17 protein-coding genes and 3 tRNA genes are annotated in these 17,796 nt (G+C 51.1%); 7 read left to right on the forward strand and 13 right to left on the reverse strand.

From position 1 onward, the window contains the following. Nucleotides 1-4 precede the first annotated feature (4 nt). The gene (locus tag VK694_00840) at nt 5-1,732 is read left to right on the forward strand and encodes a hypothetical protein (GenBank protein ID HTE57267.1); all 1,728 of its coding nucleotides are present in this window, start codon (nt 5-7) and stop codon (nt 1,730-1,732) included. Here VK694_00840 and VK694_00845 read toward each other — a convergent pair. The 10 genes from VK694_00845 to VK694_00890 all read right to left on the reverse strand — a co-directional run bounded on the left by VK694_00845 (nt 1,729) and on the right by VK694_00890 (nt 6,898). Beyond that, nucleotides 1,729-2,373, reverse strand: a complete 645-nt coding sequence (locus VK694_00845; GenBank protein HTE57268.1) for a pentapeptide repeat-containing protein — start codon at nt 2,371-2,373, stop codon at nt 1,729-1,731. The two genes, VK694_00840 and VK694_00845, sit on opposite strands and share 4 nt — an antisense overlap. Nucleotides 2,374-2,376: 3 nt before the next feature. Then, nucleotides 2,377-2,880, reverse strand: a complete 504-nt coding sequence (locus VK694_00850) for an NUDIX domain-containing protein (protein ID HTE57269.1) — start codon at nt 2,878-2,880, stop codon at nt 2,377-2,379. A 1-nt stretch (nt 2,881) separates the two neighbouring features. Then, nucleotides 2,882-3,595, reverse strand: a complete 714-nt coding sequence (locus VK694_00855; protein HTE57270.1) for a peptidase E — start codon at nt 3,593-3,595, stop codon at nt 2,882-2,884. A gap of 118 nt (nt 3,596-3,713) precedes the next feature. Next, nucleotides 3,714-3,790 (reverse strand) — tRNA-His (locus VK694_00860). A gap of 69 nt (nt 3,791-3,859) precedes the next feature. Further along, nucleotides 3,860-4,411: a non-canonical purine NTP pyrophosphatase gene (locus tag VK694_00865; protein ID HTE57271.1), complete on the reverse strand. Its 552-nt coding sequence runs from the start codon at nt 4,409-4,411 to the stop codon at nt 3,860-3,862. 109 nt (nt 4,412-4,520) lie between these two features. Further along, the gene (locus VK694_00870) at nt 4,521-5,135 is read right to left on the reverse strand and encodes a hypothetical protein (protein HTE57272.1); all 615 of its coding nucleotides are present in this window, start codon (nt 5,133-5,135) and stop codon (nt 4,521-4,523) included. A gap of 86 nt (nt 5,136-5,221) precedes the next feature. Then, nucleotides 5,222-5,572, reverse strand: coding sequence for an NUDIX hydrolase (locus VK694_00875; GenBank protein HTE57273.1), 351 nt, complete (start codon nt 5,570-5,572; stop codon nt 5,222-5,224). Nucleotides 5,573-5,820: 248 nt separating this feature from the next. Then, nucleotides 5,821-5,897, reverse strand: a tRNA-Arg gene (locus tag VK694_00880). A gap of 304 nt (nt 5,898-6,201) precedes the next feature. Beyond that, nucleotides 6,202-6,276 (reverse strand) — tRNA-Gly (locus tag VK694_00885). 109 nt (nt 6,277-6,385) lie between these two features. Further along, entirely contained in the window at nt 6,386-6,898 is a 513-nt protein-coding gene (locus VK694_00890; protein HTE57274.1) for a hypothetical protein, read from the reverse strand. A 152-nt stretch (nt 6,899-7,050) separates the two neighbouring features. On the opposite strand from VK694_00890, the gene VK694_00895 reads away from it, so the two are divergent. Then, nucleotides 7,051-7,626 (forward strand): class E sortase, encoded by a 576-nt coding sequence (locus VK694_00895; protein ID HTE57275.1) that lies wholly within the window; start codon nt 7,051-7,053, stop codon nt 7,624-7,626. Between the two features lie 116 nt (nt 7,627-7,742). Here VK694_00895 and VK694_00900 read toward each other — a convergent pair whose 3' ends face one another. Next, nucleotides 7,743-9,014: a glycosyltransferase family 2 protein gene (locus VK694_00900; GenBank protein HTE57276.1), complete on the reverse strand. Its 1,272-nt coding sequence runs from the start codon at nt 9,012-9,014 to the stop codon at nt 7,743-7,745. Nucleotides 9,015-9,205: 191 nt separating this feature from the next. After that, nucleotides 9,206-12,550 (reverse strand): Ig-like domain-containing protein, encoded by a 3,345-nt coding sequence (locus tag VK694_00905; protein ID HTE57277.1) that lies wholly within the window; start codon nt 12,548-12,550, stop codon nt 9,206-9,208. Nucleotides 12,551-12,794: 244 nt separating this feature from the next. Here VK694_00905 and VK694_00910 point away from each other — a divergent pair, with 244 nt between their 5' ends. From VK694_00910 to VK694_00920, 3 genes are all read left to right on the forward strand, one after another. Then, complete coding sequence (locus tag VK694_00910) at nt 12,795-12,962, forward strand: hypothetical protein (GenBank protein ID HTE57278.1); 168 nt, start codon at nt 12,795-12,797, stop codon at nt 12,960-12,962. 74 nt (nt 12,963-13,036) lie between these two features. Next, nucleotides 13,037-13,627 (forward strand): sortase, encoded by a 591-nt coding sequence (locus VK694_00915; protein HTE57279.1) that lies wholly within the window; start codon nt 13,037-13,039, stop codon nt 13,625-13,627. Nucleotides 13,628-13,643: 16 nt separating this feature from the next. Then, nucleotides 13,644-14,054, forward strand: a complete 411-nt coding sequence (locus VK694_00920; protein ID HTE57280.1) for a hypothetical protein — start codon at nt 13,644-13,646, stop codon at nt 14,052-14,054. 12 nt (nt 14,055-14,066) lie between these two features. On the opposite strand, the gene VK694_00925 is transcribed toward VK694_00920, so the two are convergent. Then, nucleotides 14,067-15,209, reverse strand: coding sequence for a glycosyltransferase family 2 protein (locus VK694_00925; GenBank protein ID HTE57281.1), 1,143 nt, complete (start codon nt 15,207-15,209; stop codon nt 14,067-14,069). Between the two features lie 322 nt (nt 15,210-15,531). Here VK694_00925 and VK694_00930 point away from each other — a divergent pair, with 322 nt between their 5' ends. Continuing rightward, the gene (locus VK694_00930) at nt 15,532-16,578 is read left to right on the forward strand and encodes a glycoside hydrolase family 16 protein (GenBank protein ID HTE57282.1); all 1,047 of its coding nucleotides are present in this window, start codon (nt 15,532-15,534) and stop codon (nt 16,576-16,578) included. Nucleotides 16,579-16,642: 64 nt separating this feature from the next. Beyond that, nucleotides 16,643-17,791 (forward strand): hypothetical protein, encoded by a 1,149-nt coding sequence (locus VK694_00935; GenBank protein ID HTE57283.1) that lies wholly within the window; start codon nt 16,643-16,645, stop codon nt 17,789-17,791. The last annotated feature ends 5 nt before the right edge of the window (nt 17,792-17,796 follow it).

The raw sequence follows: 17,796 nt of genomic DNA on the forward strand, positions 1-17,796 counted from the left end.
AGATATGGCACGACTACCAGTACCTGGCAGTGACGAAAACACCTGGGGAAGCGTTCTTAATGACTTCCTAGCCCAAGCCCACAATACCGATGGCTCTATTAAAGACACTGCCGTGACCGGTCTGGCTGGTCAGTCGGTTGCTTCAACTGCACCCTCTGACAATGATGTTTTAGCATACAACTCTTCAACGCAGCAGTGGGAGCCGACGGCGCCTGGTGCTGTAAGCGTTCCCGATGCTTCGGCGGGGACCAAGGGTATCGTGCAGCTTACTAATGACCTTGGCGGCACTGCTGACCTCCCTACGGTGCCAGGTCTGACTGCTCATATCAACGACACTTCAGATGCTCACGATGCGAGTGCCATTAGCTTCTTGGCTGGCAGCACGGTGAGTGCTACCGATGTACAGGCGGCCATTATAGAGGTGGCGTCCGAGACGGCTACCTCGCTTGCTGGTAAAGAAAACACTATCACCGGCGGTACTACCGCCCAGTACTGGCGGGGCGACAAGTCTTTCCAGACCCTTGATAAAACAGCAGTCGGCCTGGCCAACGTAGATAACACGTCTGACGTTAGCAAGCCTGTAAGCTCAGCAACCCAAACCGCCCTGAACGCCAAGGCAGACAGCAGCACGCTTACCGCTCATACCAGCGCTACTACTTCTGTGCATGGCATAGCCAACACTGCCAGCCTAGAGACCACAACGGGCTCTCAGGCCAAGGTAGACGCTCATGTAAACGACACTACAAACGCACACGCCGCCAGCGCTATTGGCTATACGGCCAACGCCTGGCAAACGGCAACGACCGTACAGGCTGCGCTTGAGCAAGCCTATCCCACCAAGACCATTTTCTGGGACAGCAATAGCTGGACGCCATTTACCCACTACACCATGACACAGGACTTCGGGCAGACCATGACAACTACAGTTGTGGATAATAAAGGCCGGGTGTCAAATACGGCAGGCAGTCCAAATTTTCTCTCGAATGTCCGCCACTGGTACGTCGACAGCACTTTTCCGGCCACTGACTCAGAAGTTACTACCCTCCAGTGGGGCGAGGCTGGCCTTTACGCCAACGGCTCGGGTACCTACCAGCAGGGCAATGTACACCGAGTGCAAAATAGCGCTGGTAGTACCAAGGGATTCATCGCCTGGCAAGACGTGACATTCGGGCAGCCACACATTATCAACGTTGGCTTGTGGCAGGCTGACGGGACCACCTTAATTCTGCACAACACCAACTCCAATTTCGTAGCCACTGGCCTGCTTAAATACGTACAGGTTACTAACGCAGTGCGGGCATCAAATGTAGTGACGCTGACAGTACTGCCCGGTCACGGTATCGTGGCGGGCGATGGTTTGGGTGTGGATCTGACAAACAATACCTTTGATGGGCCGGGCTTTGCCGTGACATCGGTGACTGCAACTACAATTGTATATAACCAAACCGCTTTAGACGCATCTGGTGCTACTGGTACTTGCTATAGCGTAAATCACATATTTCCGTACTGGGTAAAAACCCGCTTAGTGGGCAACACCCTGTATACCAAGGTCTGGCGTTATGGCGATAGCGAATCCGATTGGGGCGACCCCACTCGAGCATATAACTGGACATACTCAGCAGGTACAGTAACCGTTCCTACAGGCGTTGGTCTGACGGGCATATTTGCGGGGCATATGGGCAATGGACGGTTTGTAGACTTTGGCCAGACCACCTTTACCAAACTGAGCTAATCTTCGACAACAATCTTGTGATGAGCTGCCAGAGCAGGGGCTAGCGCCATGAGTTGGCTGCTATCAATGATAGCGCCCCCTAGGCTGTCAACGCCCCTGATAGCCAGTATGTCAGACGACCGAAGGTCCACTTTCTTCAGCTTGGACGACGAAAACTCTACCCTGTCCAAGTTGCAGTTTTCGAACTCTACATTGTGCAGTTCGGCCGCATAAAAATCGGCTTCAGTTAGGTCGCAATCTTTGAAGTGTACATTTTTTAGTTTGGCGAACCGAAAATTAGCCAGGTCCAGTTTGCATCCGTCAAAAGTAATTTCTTTGAGTGTGGAATTTTGCAACTGTACCCCACTGGCTCGGGCGGCCAGCAGTACAGTTCTTTGCCATGAGGCATCCGGTAGCTTGCTTGCCGTGAAGTCACATTTGGAAAAAATACAATCAATAAAGGCGGCACGCTCTAACTTTGCCTCTACAAAACCCGTGCTGGTGGCTTTTACCTCGGAGAGCGATACTGATTTGGCTGCCACGCCAGTCACGTCTTCTTGGTCAACAGATACGGCAGAAATAGTCTCGTCTTTCATGATCTGGCGCTTCAGGTCAGTCAGTGGGGTAAGTTCGGCCGGTAGTTGGGGCGCTGCGACTTTCATAACTTAATAATACATCTCTTCCCAGAGCACGACGCTGGGCACATAGTTTTTGGGGCTTTTGCGGGTGTCTGTCAAGATGGCGTCTTTGGCGACCCATTTGATCTGCGCCACTTCGTCTTCCTGAATGGTAAAATCGCTCAGTGGCTTGTCTATCCCTGCCTTAAAAAACGTGAACATCCGGCCAAAATTACCACCCGGTTCCCAATACAAGCGTTTGCCGACTTCTTCTGGTTTGATGCCGACAACACCGATCTCTTCTTCGGTCTCTTTAATAACATTGCTCAGATAGGTCTCGTGTGACTCTACGGTGCCGGCTACTGCCGGACCCCACAGGCCAGGGCCCAGTTTTTTGGTCAGCGCTCGCTGCTGCAGTAATACCTGGCCGCGGCCATTTTCTATCCATAGGACAGAGACACGCAGAATATCCTTGGGCTTCAGGTCTTCACGAGACTTCGTGCCAATAACGGTGTCGTGTTCGTCTACTACGTATACCAAAGGTTTAGTCATGCTAGCTTAGTAACTCGGTTTTGAGCCTTGTTTCCTTGATCCCGTCACCCACTCGAGTTATATGATACGCAAATTTACCAGGCCTGTCCGCTATGGCCTTGTGAAATTGGTCGTCAACATAGTGTATAGCCGCTCCATCGTCTGTCGCATAGCCTTCGTCCAGGATGTTTTCTTGTACCAGGTTCTGAAACAGTGGGCGTCTTTGCTTGTGTACATCATAGTGGACGCCATTCGAATACGGCAAAAATCCCAGCGCATTGATTACGGGGTGTAGGTCTTCGCCGAATGAATCGGTTGTGCCGCCCGTATGCCAGCAGATCGAGCCAGCACTGCATCCGGCCAGCACAATGCCCTTTTCCCATGCTGTTCGCAAGATGCTATCGAGCTCATGGACACGCCACACTGCCAGAAGGTTGGCGACCGACCCTCCGTCTACCCATATCATGTCTTGTCTCAAGATATGCTCTCTGACATCTTTCACGTTCGGCTCTGTGAATAGTTGCAAGTGACTCGGAGTTACTTCTTGGTCGATACAGGCATTGTAAAAGGTTGTAATCTCGCTTACGGCATCTCCGGTTGCGGTACCGATATAGCAAAGTCTTGGCTTCTTTTTACCCGTCAGTTGTAGCCCGTATTTGATAATGGGTCCTAGGCTTGCTCGTTTGTAGCCGACTATGTATCCGCCACTGGCAGCAAGGATATGTCGGCTATGCATGGCATGATTATACTCCGAAGACGGCTATTTCATAATAGGCTCTGACTTAGGGCGGCTAATGCGGCAGCACAGTGGGTTTCAAAGTAAAAAGACCAGGACAAACCTGGTCTTTTTATTTTGGGGCGAGTGATGGGGATCAAACCCACGACCTCCGGAACCACAACCCGGCGCTCTAATCAACTGAGCTACACCCGCCATATTTACCGTATTTACACTACGCATTGGTAACATAAAACAGGGGTGATTATAGTCTAATATGCACTTTTATACAACCCGACTACTGAGCTTGGCTGCAAGGGCCCGCGCGGCCGAGGCTCGGTGGCTTATCTGATTCTTTTGGGATACATCCATCTGTGCGTTGGTCTTGTCGTGTCCGTCGGGCATAAAAACAAAGTCAAAACCCCAGCCGCGTGTGCCTCGGGGCGAGACAATGGTTCCCCTGACTGCTCCATCGACAATTTCTTTGTCTGCACCGTCAAAGTAACCCATGGTGCAGCGAACGGTTGCTGCACGATTATCGTAGTGTCGCGCCAGTTCCCACAGAGCGGTCTTGCCCAATTTTTCCTCGAAGTGTTTTATGAATGGCCCGGGCAGTCCGTTCAGGCAGTCCAGTTCGACTGACACGTCCTCGACAATTACCGGTTGTCCAAGCGTCTCGTAGGCCCACGCTAGCTTATCTTCTACTATGGCATGCGGCTCGCCTTGTATTTCTGGTATCTCTATGGCTGCGCACTTCAGCGCTAGCTCTGGTGGAAAAATGGCTTGAAGCTCAGCTAACTTGTTGGCGTTTCCGGTTACAACATAAATGTCAGACATAGCGCTATGATAGCATGGCTACTGATTGGCTTTGATATTTTGGTCAGCTAGCTCGACGGTTTTGGCAGCCCGATCTTTGGCGTGAAATTCCGGTACGTCAAGGCACGGTCTATAAATCTTTTCGGAAGTTTTGCTTTACACTCGGGCGTGTCAAATACACTATGGCGCCGGCGTAGGCAACGATAGTCAGGCCGTACTTTATGTACGTCAGTTGCATACTTTTGCCTACTTGCTTTTCGAGGGTGTTCAGCTGCTTGTTCATGTCGTCTAGCTGCTGCTTTTGCGTGGTGGAGAGGGACCTGCTGTTTAGCTGCGCCACGGCTGTGTCATAGCGTTGACGCTGGACTTTCATTCTGCTCTGTAGCCCCACAAAGCCAACTATCAACAAAATAGACAAAACAACAGTAACGCCGGATAAAACAGTCAAAAGCTTACGAGCAATCTCCAGCCGCAGGAACAATCCAATGGTTGTTACCAGCACCAAAAACATATCGATGGTGTAGGCAATGCTGTTTTGGGATGTGTCAAAGAAGCTTACCAAGAAAGCAAGCGCTCCAATGACGGTCAGGATAATAACACCCTTTGGTAGGCGGACTTTTTCAGGCGTGAGCTGCGAGCCGGTCATTCCAATGAGCTTGTGGCTCGGGCCTTGCGGGGGCGGTGTGTCGGTTGGTGACTGAGGGGTGGTTTGTATTGGTTGAGGGTTTTGATTTTGTGGTTGCATAAAGTAACTATAACAAAGAAAGACTCCTCTGATAAAAGGAGTTTAAGCATGAGCAAAATGGTACGGTATTGTTGTAGAGGCTAGAACTATTTTATGTAGCCAACGAGCTTGAGAAGGTTGTGCAAGTCTCGAATTAAATCTGTTCTGGCGTAACACTCATCTGGCGATAACCATTTATATTCTGAGTGAGCACCTTCTTCAAGCTTGACGTGATGGGGTTTGCTTAATTTGACGCTAAATATAACGTATTGGTACTGCAGATTTTCAGATGTTTTAAACTCGTACTCTCCGAGTAGCTGAAGCTCTTGAGCATCCGTTTCCCCCGGTTCAACTTTACCGCCAGGCAGGGCCCAAGTATTGCCTTCGGGTTTATGGCTATGTCTGAAGAGAACCACAAACTTATCATCAAATCCAAGGAAGCAACCAACAACTCTCATCAGCTAATCATAGCAAAGAAAAAGTACTTCATTATGAAGTACTTTAAGCATAAGTTATTTGGTACCCCGGGAGGGACTCGCCTGACCACCCAGCACAAATGTGCTGGTCATGGTCACCCTCGACAGGCCATCGGGCCTGATCTCGGGCAAGGGTCCGGGGAATGCCTTTCATGGCATTCCCGTTCGAGCCCCAGCCCCGGGCAGCCAAATAAAAATAGACCTGCCTTTTCATGCAGATCTATTTTTATTGGTACCCCGGGAGGGACTCGAACCCCCGACCTTGACGTTAGAACCGTCTTGCTCTATCCAGCTGAGCTACCGGGGCACGTTGACGTGTAATGGTACGGTTGCCGAACCGCCGACAAAACAAGTTTGCTCGGCACTTCTGGCAACCCTACCAAGCCGTCTCCTTTTCCGCCGCCCAAACAGCAAACTTGTTTGCTTGGTTTGGTCAGCGGGACCAGGCGGAACGCATTCTGACGTGGTGCGGGATGGGGTAGTATACATACATCCTGCAGCCATGCTCGGAGCAAGCTCCTGTGCGTGGCCTTGGCTGTCGAAACCCCCACGGGTTTCGCCTACTACTCATCTCACATGTTTAAGGTAGAATAAATCCTACTTTAAACATCTGGTGCGGGATGGGGTAGTCGAAACCCCGTCTCAAGTTTGGAAAACTTGCATATTAACCGTTATACGAATCCCGCTCGTTGACTGGCTCATTATACCAGGTTATCTCTGTTAGCTCATCTTAGATTGTATGCAGGCGATGGGTGGTGGGGTTACCCATCGCCTGCGGTGGTGTCTGTTGCATGTCTAGCCGGGCGCGTATGCTAACCAGTCCATGGTGTTCAGCTTTGCTGCCCAGCAGGCTGCTATACATGCGGCGGTGAGCCCCATGGCCACAACGCTTGGAGAAACGCTCAGTATCGATCGTCGCTTGGTATCACCTGCGATAAAGATCATGGTCAAGATGGCTGGTCCACCATACACCATGAAGGCAATAACAAACTGGGCCAGTATTGGCCACCATGGAGCGTGATCTACCCGGTAGGCAGTATCTAGCGCAAGGGCGTAGTCCTGGCCAACCGAGCCGTCAAAGATCGCCCCGCCGATCGCGAAACCAATCACGGCACCCACGGCTGCAAAGATCAGGTACGTCACACAACGGCCATCCCCGTCTTTCGCGGCCAGCACAAGTCTGACCAGGATGATGGCGATCATCGTTGGGATGGCCAGGCTGACCAAAATGAAGCCAAATACTCCAATGACTGCGGCGATAGCCAATAGCCAGGCCATGAACACAAGCCAAATGGTTACCCGTATCACATCTACCTCTCTCGGGTTCTCGGGCTACCTATCGGCAGCGTATGCAAAGTACAAAAACCGCTCGTGTATACGAGGGCATAAATAATATGATATAGCAAACACCCCAGAGAGCGCAATGCCTTGCAGGGTGATGAGCTATACTGGGAGCAGCTATGACACTCCGTCGCTTCAATAACATGTTAAGTATGGTCGTCATCGTATTGTGCTTATACGTGCTGCTGGCGCCCTTGTTCCCGCAGGCAGCTTTTTGGTGGCGCAAGTCGGTGGTCAAGAAAAGTCCCCCCTTGGTTACGGCCGCAGAAGGCAAGGGGCCAGAGGTCATTCCGGCCCAAGATACCTTGGTTATACCAAGGCTACAAATGCAGCAGGTTGTACACGAGAACAAGAATCCCCAGTGGGGACTGGCCAAGGGCGTCTGGCATGACCCCAAGTCCAAGACACCTGGTGCAGGAGGCAATACAGTGCTCACCGGGCATCGTTTTACTTATGCTGGGGCAGCTGTCTTCTACCACCTGGACAAGCTTCAGGTAAACGACGAGTTGATTGTGTATTGGGGCAAAAAGAAATACATCTACAGAGTGCAGACGGTGCGGGTGGTGTCACCCACCGAAGGTGCAGCCATAGCGGCTACTCAGGACGAGACGCTGACTATTTACACCTGTACACCGCTCATCACTGCAAGGAACCGGCTCGTGGTAACGGCCAAGCCAGTCGAGGAGGCGCAATGAAAGAATGGCAGCGAACGGTGTTGTTGATACTGTTCCTAGTGATCCTGGTGGGACTGATTGCCTGGACCCTGCGAATACCAGAAGATACCCTCACCCGCGGACTGTAGGCGGGTCTACTAGCCAACTTTTTCAGCAGATGTGGCTGGAGTAAGCTGCTGGGGTTGTGTTTCTTGGGGCAAGACGTTCTTGCCATAGCGCTCTAGTTTGTTCCAGGTAGCATTATTTCCACGGAGGTATTCAATGCCTGCGCGCAGTGTGGCGTAGCTGATCAGGTGATAGTAGATAAAACTATCGATGACAGCCAGGGCAATAAGCTTTTTATTCTCTTTGTCGGCTACCAGGGCGTACATAATGAGGCTAACTTGGAGCGAAAACATAACAACTACCATGCCCAAGAAACCGAGGAGGTCGTTCGTCACAATGGCCCGGAACAAGGACAGGACGAATAGAATGGTGATACCCATGTCCAGCCAGGGAGACAGCAGGAAGTACGGCATACCTATAAAGCCCATAAAGTTGGTATTGCGCTTCCACAAGGTGCTGCGATGCTTGGACAAAACCTGAAAACTGCCGTATATCCAACGGTGTCGTTGCTTCAGGAAAGCGTCCAATGTTTCGGGCGCCTCAGTATAGGCTATGGCGGATGGGTTGTAGACAACCTTGTAGTGGTGTCGGGCAAGCTCTATGGTGGTGTCCATGTCTTCTACGATGGTGGTGGTAGAGTAGCCACCAATGCCCAAAATAGCTTCACGGCGAAAGGCGCCAATGGCTCCAGAGATGACCTGCATGCAGCCCAGATGGGCAAAAGCCTTGCGTTGGATAGTCAGGCCGGTTATGTATTCCAGTGATTGCTGGCGGCTCAGCAGCTTCTTATTGTTGGCAACTTTAACGTTTCCGCCCACGGCAGCTACGTCCTTGTCATGAAAGGACAGTACAAGCTGTTCGACCGTATTGGGCAAAAAAATAGAGTCGGCATCTATGCAGACAATAATATCGCCCCTTGACCGGGCAATACCACGGTTAAGGGCGGTTGCCTTGCCGCCGTTCTCCTTGGTAACTATACGGATCAGAGGCTTGTACTGCCTGGCTATGCGGCGGGCCACCTGCAGTGTATCGTCGGTGCTACCGTCGTTCACGATAACGATCTCGAAGTTGGGGTAGGTCTGGGCAACAAGACTCTCGATACAGTTATTCAGTGTCATACCTTCGTTATAGGATGGCACAATAACAGATACAAAAGGAGTATAGGAGAGGGCACGTGGGTGGAGGCGCTTGTGCCGGGTGTGGTGTTTCATGGACAGGGTAGTAAAGAATAAGATCTTAGCAATTACAAAAACCAAGATTACCCACGAAAACCAAGACACAAAAGTAAAAAGCCCCGCCTCCATAAAACGTCCTTTATAAGATGAACAGTTAAGTATCAGAAGTAACAGTAGCACTTTGGGAAAAGTGGAAATGTTAGAAATTTCACATTATGTACAAAAAAGTATGCTTGTTGTTAAAACTAAAACTATTAATGCCGAGTTATATAAAAGTCCCGAGCTACATTGCCCGGGACTTTTACGGTCACTATTTTGTTTTAGAGTTGGCTCTGGGTTTCGGTCAACGCGCTCTGATAGGTGCTGACAGTGATACCACTAGCCTGGATAGCTTGCAGCTGAGCCTGGAAGTCGGCAATCTTGGTGTCGAACTGTTCAGGATTATTGGCAATGCGGTGGTAGACCAGTACCAGCCAAGTATTGGTGGCTTTGGCCTGAGTGATCCAGCTCTGGAACTCAGCCATAGTCGTGGTGCTCTGTAGGTTCTGAACACGTACGCGGTACTTGTTGTAGTTGTCCTTCGAGTTGTAGCCTTCGTCAACAGTACGGTGCGACTGATAGTAGTCGTCGATGATGGAATTGACGTTAGCGTTGTAGTCACCATGTGGGCTGGCAAAGTTCAGTACTGGCTGGCCGATGATGCTTTCGAGTACTTGCTTTGAGTGCTCCAGCTCGTAGCGAGCCTGGGCCTCGGTCAAAGTTGTCAGCATTGGGTGGGTAACGGTGTGAGAACAGATCTCGTGACCGCTGTTGAAGAAGGATAGGACGCCTTGCTGTGCGGTTGGGTTACCTTCCAGTACGCCGTTGCCAGTCATGTAGCACTGGGTGGTCTTGAAACCGTACTGGTTCAGTAGTGGCAGGGCGTTGGCGATGTTGTCTTCGTGGCCATCGTCAAAGGTCATGGTCAGTAGTGGACGATTGAAACCAACGGGTGTGTAGTCAGTGATGTTGTAGTCATCGGTCTGAACCCAGCCATTGCCGTTGATGTAGAAGAAGATAGTTACAGTCTTGGCATCTACGGGTACGGTAAAGGTGTCGCTGTACTGCTGCCAGGTAGTGGCGGCGTTGGCACCTGGCTGTGGGTTAGGCATGCCGTAGTATTGGGCGGTGTTGTTGTCTTTGATGAACTGAACAACCGCGTTAGGGGTCGTGTTGGACTTGTACCATGAGCTGAAGCGATACTGTTTGCCGCGCTGCAATTGGTTGGCGCCGGTGCCGGTGGTGATCTCGTCAAAGACCCACTTGGCATCGCCGTCTACATAGTTGCTGACAGTAACTTTAGCGCTCTTGCTGCCGGTGTGACCTTCGTTGAGCCATTCGTACACAGGAGTGTTGGTGCCCCAGTTGCTACCGGTCCAGTTGGCGGGCAGGTTGGGGTTGTTGGCCGAAGCGTTCTCGAATGAGTTGTTTGCAATAGGTCCAGTAGATGGTGCAGTTGCTACTTCTTTCAGTGAAGCATCGTCGAGGCTGAGACTGCCTACGCCTGCAATGGTATGGAAGACGGTGAGTTGCTTGGCGTTTGCGGGCGTGGTAAAGGTTGCGGATACTTCTGCCCAGTTAGCACTGGCTGGAACTGTCTTGATCCACTGGAAGGTCCAGTTGTTGCTGGCGTCGATGTAGGCGGCTAGCAGTTCGGTACTTACAGTTGATTGGTAGAAATGCTTGTAGGTGTATTGCTGATTGGCCTTGGCTGTAATCGGATTGAAGTACCACTTGGCATCGCCGTCAGTAAAGGCGGTCATAGTAGACTTCACACTGCGGCCAGTGTGACCATTGGGTTCCGAGGTAAAGGCGGCTGTATTGGTGCCCCATTTGCTAGAAGTCCAGCCGGTTGGGGTTGTTTCTGATCCGGTGATTTCCATAGAGGGGTTAGGGATCAGGTTGGTTGGATCAGTTGGAGGTACAACTACGGGGTTGTCGACGGTAACTTGTACGCCGGTGGTAGTTGTTGATAGGCCGTTGGTGCTACGTACGACAGCAGTAAGGGTATGGCTGCCGTTGCTGACAGTCTTGGTGTCCCAACTTGCCTCGTAAGGAGCAGAGGTGTCCTCGGAACCAACATTCACACCATCAACCTTGAACTGCACACCAGCTACGGTAGAGCCAGGGCTTGCAGCAGAAGCAGTGATGGTTTGTAAGTCAGTAACAGTAGAGGTAGCGGTTGGTGCGGTAATGCTACCGGTAGGAGCGATAGGGTTGTTAACGTTTACGACAACGGCGCTTGAAGTGGTGGATAGGCCGTTATTACTGCGTACAACAGCCGTGACAGAGTGTGAGCCATCAGTAGCGGTCTTTGTGTCCCAGCTAACTGAATAAGGAGCAGAGGTGTCCTCGGAACCAACATTCACACCATCAACCTTGAACTGCACACCAGCTACGGTAGAGCCAGGGCTTGCAGCAGAAGCAGTGATGTTTACGTTGTTGCTGACAGTGGCGTTAGTAGCAGGAGCAGTAACGGTTACCGTTGGAGCAGCTGCGACGTTGTTGACAGTGACAGGTACATCAGTAGAAGTGACTGTTTGTCCGTTGGCGCTGCGCACTGTGGCGGACACGGTGTGACCGGCGTTACTATAAGAAGTCGTGTTCCAGGCAACTGAATAAGGAGCCGTGGTGTCCTCTGCCCCTACATTCACACCATCAACCTTGAACTGCACACCAGCAACAGTTGAGCCGGGGCTGGTAGCGGTGGCGGTCATGTTCTGAGTGCCGCTGACAGTAGCGTTAGCAGCAGGAGCAGTAACAGTAACGGTTGGTGAGTTATTGACTGTAACGGGTACCTGGGTTGAGGTGGTTGTCAGGCCATTATTGCTGCGAACAACGGCTGTAAGGTTGTGGGCACCAGCAGTTGCAGTGTTAGTGTTCCAGGCAACGGAGTAAGGAGCGGTTAGGTCCTCAGAACCAACGTTGACACCATCAACCTTGAACTGCACACCAGCTACGGTAGAACCAGGGCTGGCAGCAGAGGCGGTCAGGGTAACATTGCCGTTAACAGTAGCATTAGCGGCAGGAGCGGTAACGCTGACAGTAGGTGCAACAGGGTTAGAGGGGGTTGTGTCTGACAAGCCAAAGTACTGGTCATCAAGCTGAACCCAGCCAACTTTGTCTATAACGTGATAGATGGTAGCTTTCTTGGCATTTGCTGGGGCGGTGTAGTTGGCAGTAAAAGTGCTCCAGTTTGTAGCGCTGGCAGCAGGGTTGCCAATGTTTGTGTATGAAAGAGCACCGCTGGTGTTCTCTAGTTCAACCCAAACGCTGGTAGTAACGTTTGATTTGTAGTAGTCAGTAAAGGTATAGGTTTTGTTTGGTTCAATGGTTACGGGAGTAAAGTACCATTTCGCATCGCCGGTAGTGTACTTGGTAACGGTAGATTTAACACTTTTGCTGCCGGTATGCCCGGTATTTTCGTACGTAAAGCTGGCAGTAATAGTGCCCCACTTGTTTGTTGCCCAGCTCTGGGGAGAGCTAGGAGTGCCAGACTTTGGGGTCTCGACCGACGCATTAGGTACCAGGTTGGGACCAGGGGTCAGGGCATTAACTGATAAAAATGTAGACAGAGGCGCCACCAATAGTGCCAATGCTAATAGTGCTGTGAAAAATCTCTTCATACCGGGTTGAACTCCACTACCGATTACGTTAACTCTATAAGCCACAAATGTACCATAGAACGAACTAAAAGTCAATAAGATTATGTTTATGAAGTAAAGTATAAGCATTTAAATAATATACTTTACAAAGTAACATAAATTGGTTATAATAGTGTCGAACATGAGGGTCTTTGTGTGAGAGCACGAAGACTCTTTTGTGATTAACACACATCTCTTAGTGAGGTGAGTAAAAAGGAGTTCCTAGATGTACGGACCAAAAGTACTAGGAAGTGGTGCCACTGTAACTGGCGCCGCAGTACTGCCTGCAACAGGCAGCAACCGTGTGGTTTTTGTAGCAGCTGTAACGCTGTTCGCCGCCGGTCTGGTTACTTTGGCTGTTTCTCAACTGGTTGCCCGCAAGGCAACTAAGTAAGGAATACCTAAGGTATTAGCAAGATAGCGGCCGGTTTATTCTTGGCCGCTATCTTGTTCTAGGAGACAATTACTATGATTATTTCTAAGAAGTTATTGGTAGTCGGTTCTACTGCAACTGTCCTCGGACTGGCTGGTATTGCGCCAAGCGCATACTATCGGTACCGTGACTCGCATGCAGTACGGGCGTCTGCTTACAACCCCCCAACAGTCACAACCCCTACGGTTGTAGCTGCTCCACAAGTGATAACGGGCAAGCCGAGCCGTTTGGTTATTCCAGGCCTCAAGCTCGATCTATCGGTAGCGGACGGCGTTTATGATACAAAGTCTGGCCGGTGGACACTCTCTAATGATAAGGTTCATTACGCCCTGATGACCATGCAGCCAAACGACCAGCAAGGAAACACCCTTATATATGGACACTATCGCCCCGGGGTGTTTGCAACGTTGAAGTCAATCAAGCTGGGTGCGGAGGTGCGGGTGGTGACGGACAATGGGTACACCTTTGCCTATACGTTTCGTGAGGCTAAGACTATTGAGCCATCAGATACCTCTATTTTGAGCTACGAAGGCAAACCTCAGTTGACGCTACAGACTTGCACTGGCGCCTTTATGCAAAATCGCCAACTCTTCAGCTTTGATTTTGTTGGCGTAACCAAAAACTAGTCGTACAGTAGCGGCTATGAGTTTTCGGCATTATTCTGCGGAGCCTATGTTTGGGGCACCTATCGATGACCCTGAGGTCATTGCTAGTGTCGCCAGGCTTGAGAATCTAATGCAGTCATATGATATCGAGCCACAGGCATTGCCTGTAGGTGAGGCGGTGAACCTTACCCCTCCCTATTTTATAAAGCCGAGCCTGAGGTGTTCTGCACTGTTGGCTCATCCCGAGGGGCCAGTGATCATCGAGTTTGTGGTTGCGCCAGGTATGGCTTCGGCACGCTTACGTTCAGCTGCACAGGGGGTAGAGATAACAACTGGCGCCTCAAGTAGGTTCGAGATCCCAACCGACTATCAGTTTGTGCCCATTGCCGGACCAAGTCCACGTTTTGCTGGGCCGTGCTTGCACCACCTGATCTTGTATGAGGACTAAGAGACGGGCCTGTTAGGCGGCGGCGTCTTTGAGGGCGTTGGCGTCTAGCTTGTAGCGACGGCCTTCGGTATCCCAAGGGCGAACGGTTTGAAACTTGCGTAATGCGTAGATTTCTACAAAAGCCCAGACAAAGATACCGATCTCTACCCAGCGCAAGAAGTAGAAGTAAGGCAGGGCACCTACAAGGTTCCAGCGCTTAATAACAACAGACGATGCCATGGTGATAACACCGGTCAATACAAAGTCAGCGGCCAGTACAAAGGGTAGTAGTTCCCAGTTGCCAGTGGTGGCAATCAGGTAGGGTAGCAGTATGAACATTTGGGCTAGGTAGAAGACAGCTTGCCAGACCTGCCAGCCAATGCTGATATCGATGGCGTGTGGTCGAAGACCGATGTTGTACTTTTTGACACCCTGGAAGAACCCACGCTGCCAGCGAAGGTTTTGCTTGCAGAAGTCGATAAAGCTTTGAGGGTCTTGGGTATAGTTGACGGCTTTTGGAATGTAGAGGATTTTACCCAGCTTGTGGCGGTGTACCTGCAGGGTGATATCAAAGTCTTCGGTTAGCGTGTGGGCCTCGAAGTCTAGTTTGTGCAAGATATCGGTGCGGAAACAGGTGATAGGACCCGGGAAAACCGAAATCATACCCAGTTTGGACTGGATACGGCGGTTGACGTGCTGGCTATAGGTATAACTGGCGGCTCGGTAAGTACTGATCCAGTTACCACGTAGGCTCTGCACGAACCCAACAGCTACGGCATATTTCTTGGGATCTAGCTTTTTGCGATAAATACGGAAGTAATTAGCACCAAAGACACTGTCGGCGTCAGCAATATGTAACCACTGATAGCGGGTGTCTAGATCGAACTTCTTGATAGCTTTCTTGACGGCGAGGGCCTTGCCGCTGCGCTGGACGCTGAGGACATGGTCTTTGCCAAGCATGCGAATGGCTTCGGCGCGGGTATTGTCGCTGGAATTATCGTCAACCACGTAGATGTCGCGCTTGTCTTGGCCAGCTGCAATGGCTGATTGAATGGTGGTGGCCACGATCAATTCTTCGTTATGACCAGGCAAGAGCAGGACGAGTTTGCGCTGAGTGCGTCGGTCGAATTTCTTGGAGCGAGCAGGGTCGCTGAGTTTTATCTTTTGTGAATCCATAGCAAAATTACTCCGGTTAGGCCGAATAATACCCCTGGGGGCAGCAGTTACAGCATGACGTATAGGGCCAACAGCACTACCTTGTCGGCTACGGGGTGATGTGGTCTGCCGGGGGTTGTAGGTGGTTATGCGCTTGGTCATTGCGATTTGTCTGATTTGGGGAGGGATAGGCAAACCATGGTCTGCCAAGCCGGTAACGTACCGATTCTCCATAAAATCCACTCGTTTAACTACACAATTCTAACATATAATTCAATACAATGCAAGCACTTATCAGAGATAAGTTTTGGTGCTGTCACGGCTTATGTCAGAATGAGTACCTATGGCGAAAAAGATTTACTTCAGGAATATAACTACTAAAGCTAAAGCGCTTGGCGCTCAGGGGGTTCAACGGATACAGGGCCTTAATACCCGAAATAAAGTTTTGCTGGCAGCGGGGTTGGTAATGGTCTTTAGCACCAGTACTGTGGCTATCGCCCGGCACGGCAATCGATCACGCTCAAAAAGGCCACCCGTGGCTACTACATCAAATGGTACCGATAACAAGCAAGAGGTACTATCCACCAAAAGCGAACCGCCAAAACCGGCTCCGCAGCCAGCTCCTGCGCCAAAGCCCCAAGCCGCCGCACCCAAGTTGGTATGGCAACAAGATTTTAGTAAGTATCCAAATGGCCCGCTAGACCCCAAGTACTGGAATGTCGCTTCTGCTGCCACGCCCATCTATAACGACGAAGCCCAAAAGTATGATGCCAGCTCGGCAAGTGTGCGGATTGTCGGCGGCAAACTAATACTCGAGGCTCGCAAGACAGCCAGCGGTTATACCTCTGGGCGGGTTGATACTATGAATAAACAGCAGGTAACAATTGGCAGCCGTCTTGAGGCAAATATCAAGTTGCCAAAGGGTAAGGGAACATGGCCGGCTTTTTGGCTGCTGTCCGCTAATCAGCCTCACACTACCAAATTGCACCCTACAGAGGCCGACTGGGAAGGCGAACGCTTCTATATGTGGGACGGCGAGATAGACATCATGGAGGCCTACGGCACTTACCCCAACACCGTAGAGGCTTCGGTCTTTACCTTTGGCAAGGACGAAGAAAAGTCTACGCCGGTGGCCGGCGCCTCAGATGGCTTTCACACCTACTGGCTCGAGTGGCGCACCGACGGTCTGACCTTTGGTGTAGATGATAAAGCCTATAGTACGTATAAAAAAGCCAGCGATGATGCACGGCTGTGGCCATTCAACGCTCAGAACAAAATGTATGTCATCCTCAACCTGGCTATGGGGGGCAGCGGTGGCGGCCCTATTGTCCAGGCAGCTGGCGACAACTGGGGTATGGAAGTAGCCTGGGTCAAGTACTTCCAGCTATAAAATTATTGCAAGATAGTAAAAAAGTTTTATAATTGACTCTCTAAATAGAGAGTTTGAGTACCTAATGCCCCCCGAAAATGAAATGTTGGTAGAAGATATGCAGCCTGGACGCCTCGAGCGTTGGCGCCAGGTGGCGGCCAAAGCTACGGGGGTTCTGATGGCGGCAACGGTTGCGTTGATGGCATGCAGTGGTGGCGGTGGCGAGGATGATCCAGCCGCCCAGGCCACTACTGAAACGACCAGCATCACGCAAGAAACGGATACCACTGTAACCCAGCCCGAAACAACTGCGCCAGACCCCACCAACCGCTATATGCACTTTGTGGACATGCCGACTTCTCGTGAGGCTGCTCGGGATGCGGCTGTGGCAGCGGCCCCAGGGATCAAGTTCCTTACCGACCAGGGCATTGCACCTATGGTCATGTTCGAGCACGGAGGGGTAGACCTGCACACCGTAGAAAAAGACACCTTTGTGAGTTATTTCCAGACGCTCAAAGAAAATGGGATTACGGATCAGACTATTGGCACGTGGGCGCTCTTTCCGGAGCCCAATATTCCAGAGTGGGGTGTAGGGGGTGATAAGGGCAATACTGACCCGGAGACGTTCAAGGAAAACTTCGTGACTGTGGCCACTGCCCTAAAAGAAGTGTTCCCCGAGGCCAGGGTGGCACTGTTGCTCAACAATGTGTCATGGCAAAACCACGATACCGGCTATACCGACTCCATCATGTCCGAACTTGACGACCAGGGTAAAGAGATAGACCCGCAAACTCGTATTGACGGACTGTTAGCCTACGTCCAGGGGCTGCCCCCGGGTTTGGTTGATGAGTTTCATTTTCAGGGGCTGACCTTTCCAAACGAAACAGACCCGGCCCTGTTCCTAAATGCCGAGGCTGCTATTGCAGTGGCCCGGGCCCTCGGCGTTCAAGACGTGGTACTGAATACCGGCACTTTTGCCGAGACCAATCCAGAGCACCTGGAATATGCCACACTGACGCCTGTCGAACGCCGGGATATCCTGCTCCAGATCTTAGAGCAGGCCAAGGTTATTAAAGCCGCGGGCTTCAACGTTACCCTTAACGTATTTGCAGAAAACAAGTATGCCGACGAAGCCAATTGGGCCTATGAAACCCCTGAAGAACTGGATGCGCTGAACGAATTTTTGGCCGCAGCCGCAGAAGCGGGTATTCCGGTCATTACCTTTGAAGGGTAACAGCC

This window comes from Verrucomicrobiia bacterium (assembly GCA_035489575.1).
In the GTDB taxonomy this organism is placed as follows: Bacteria; Patescibacteriota; Saccharimonadia; order Saccharimonadales; family JAGQNK01; genus DATHJY01.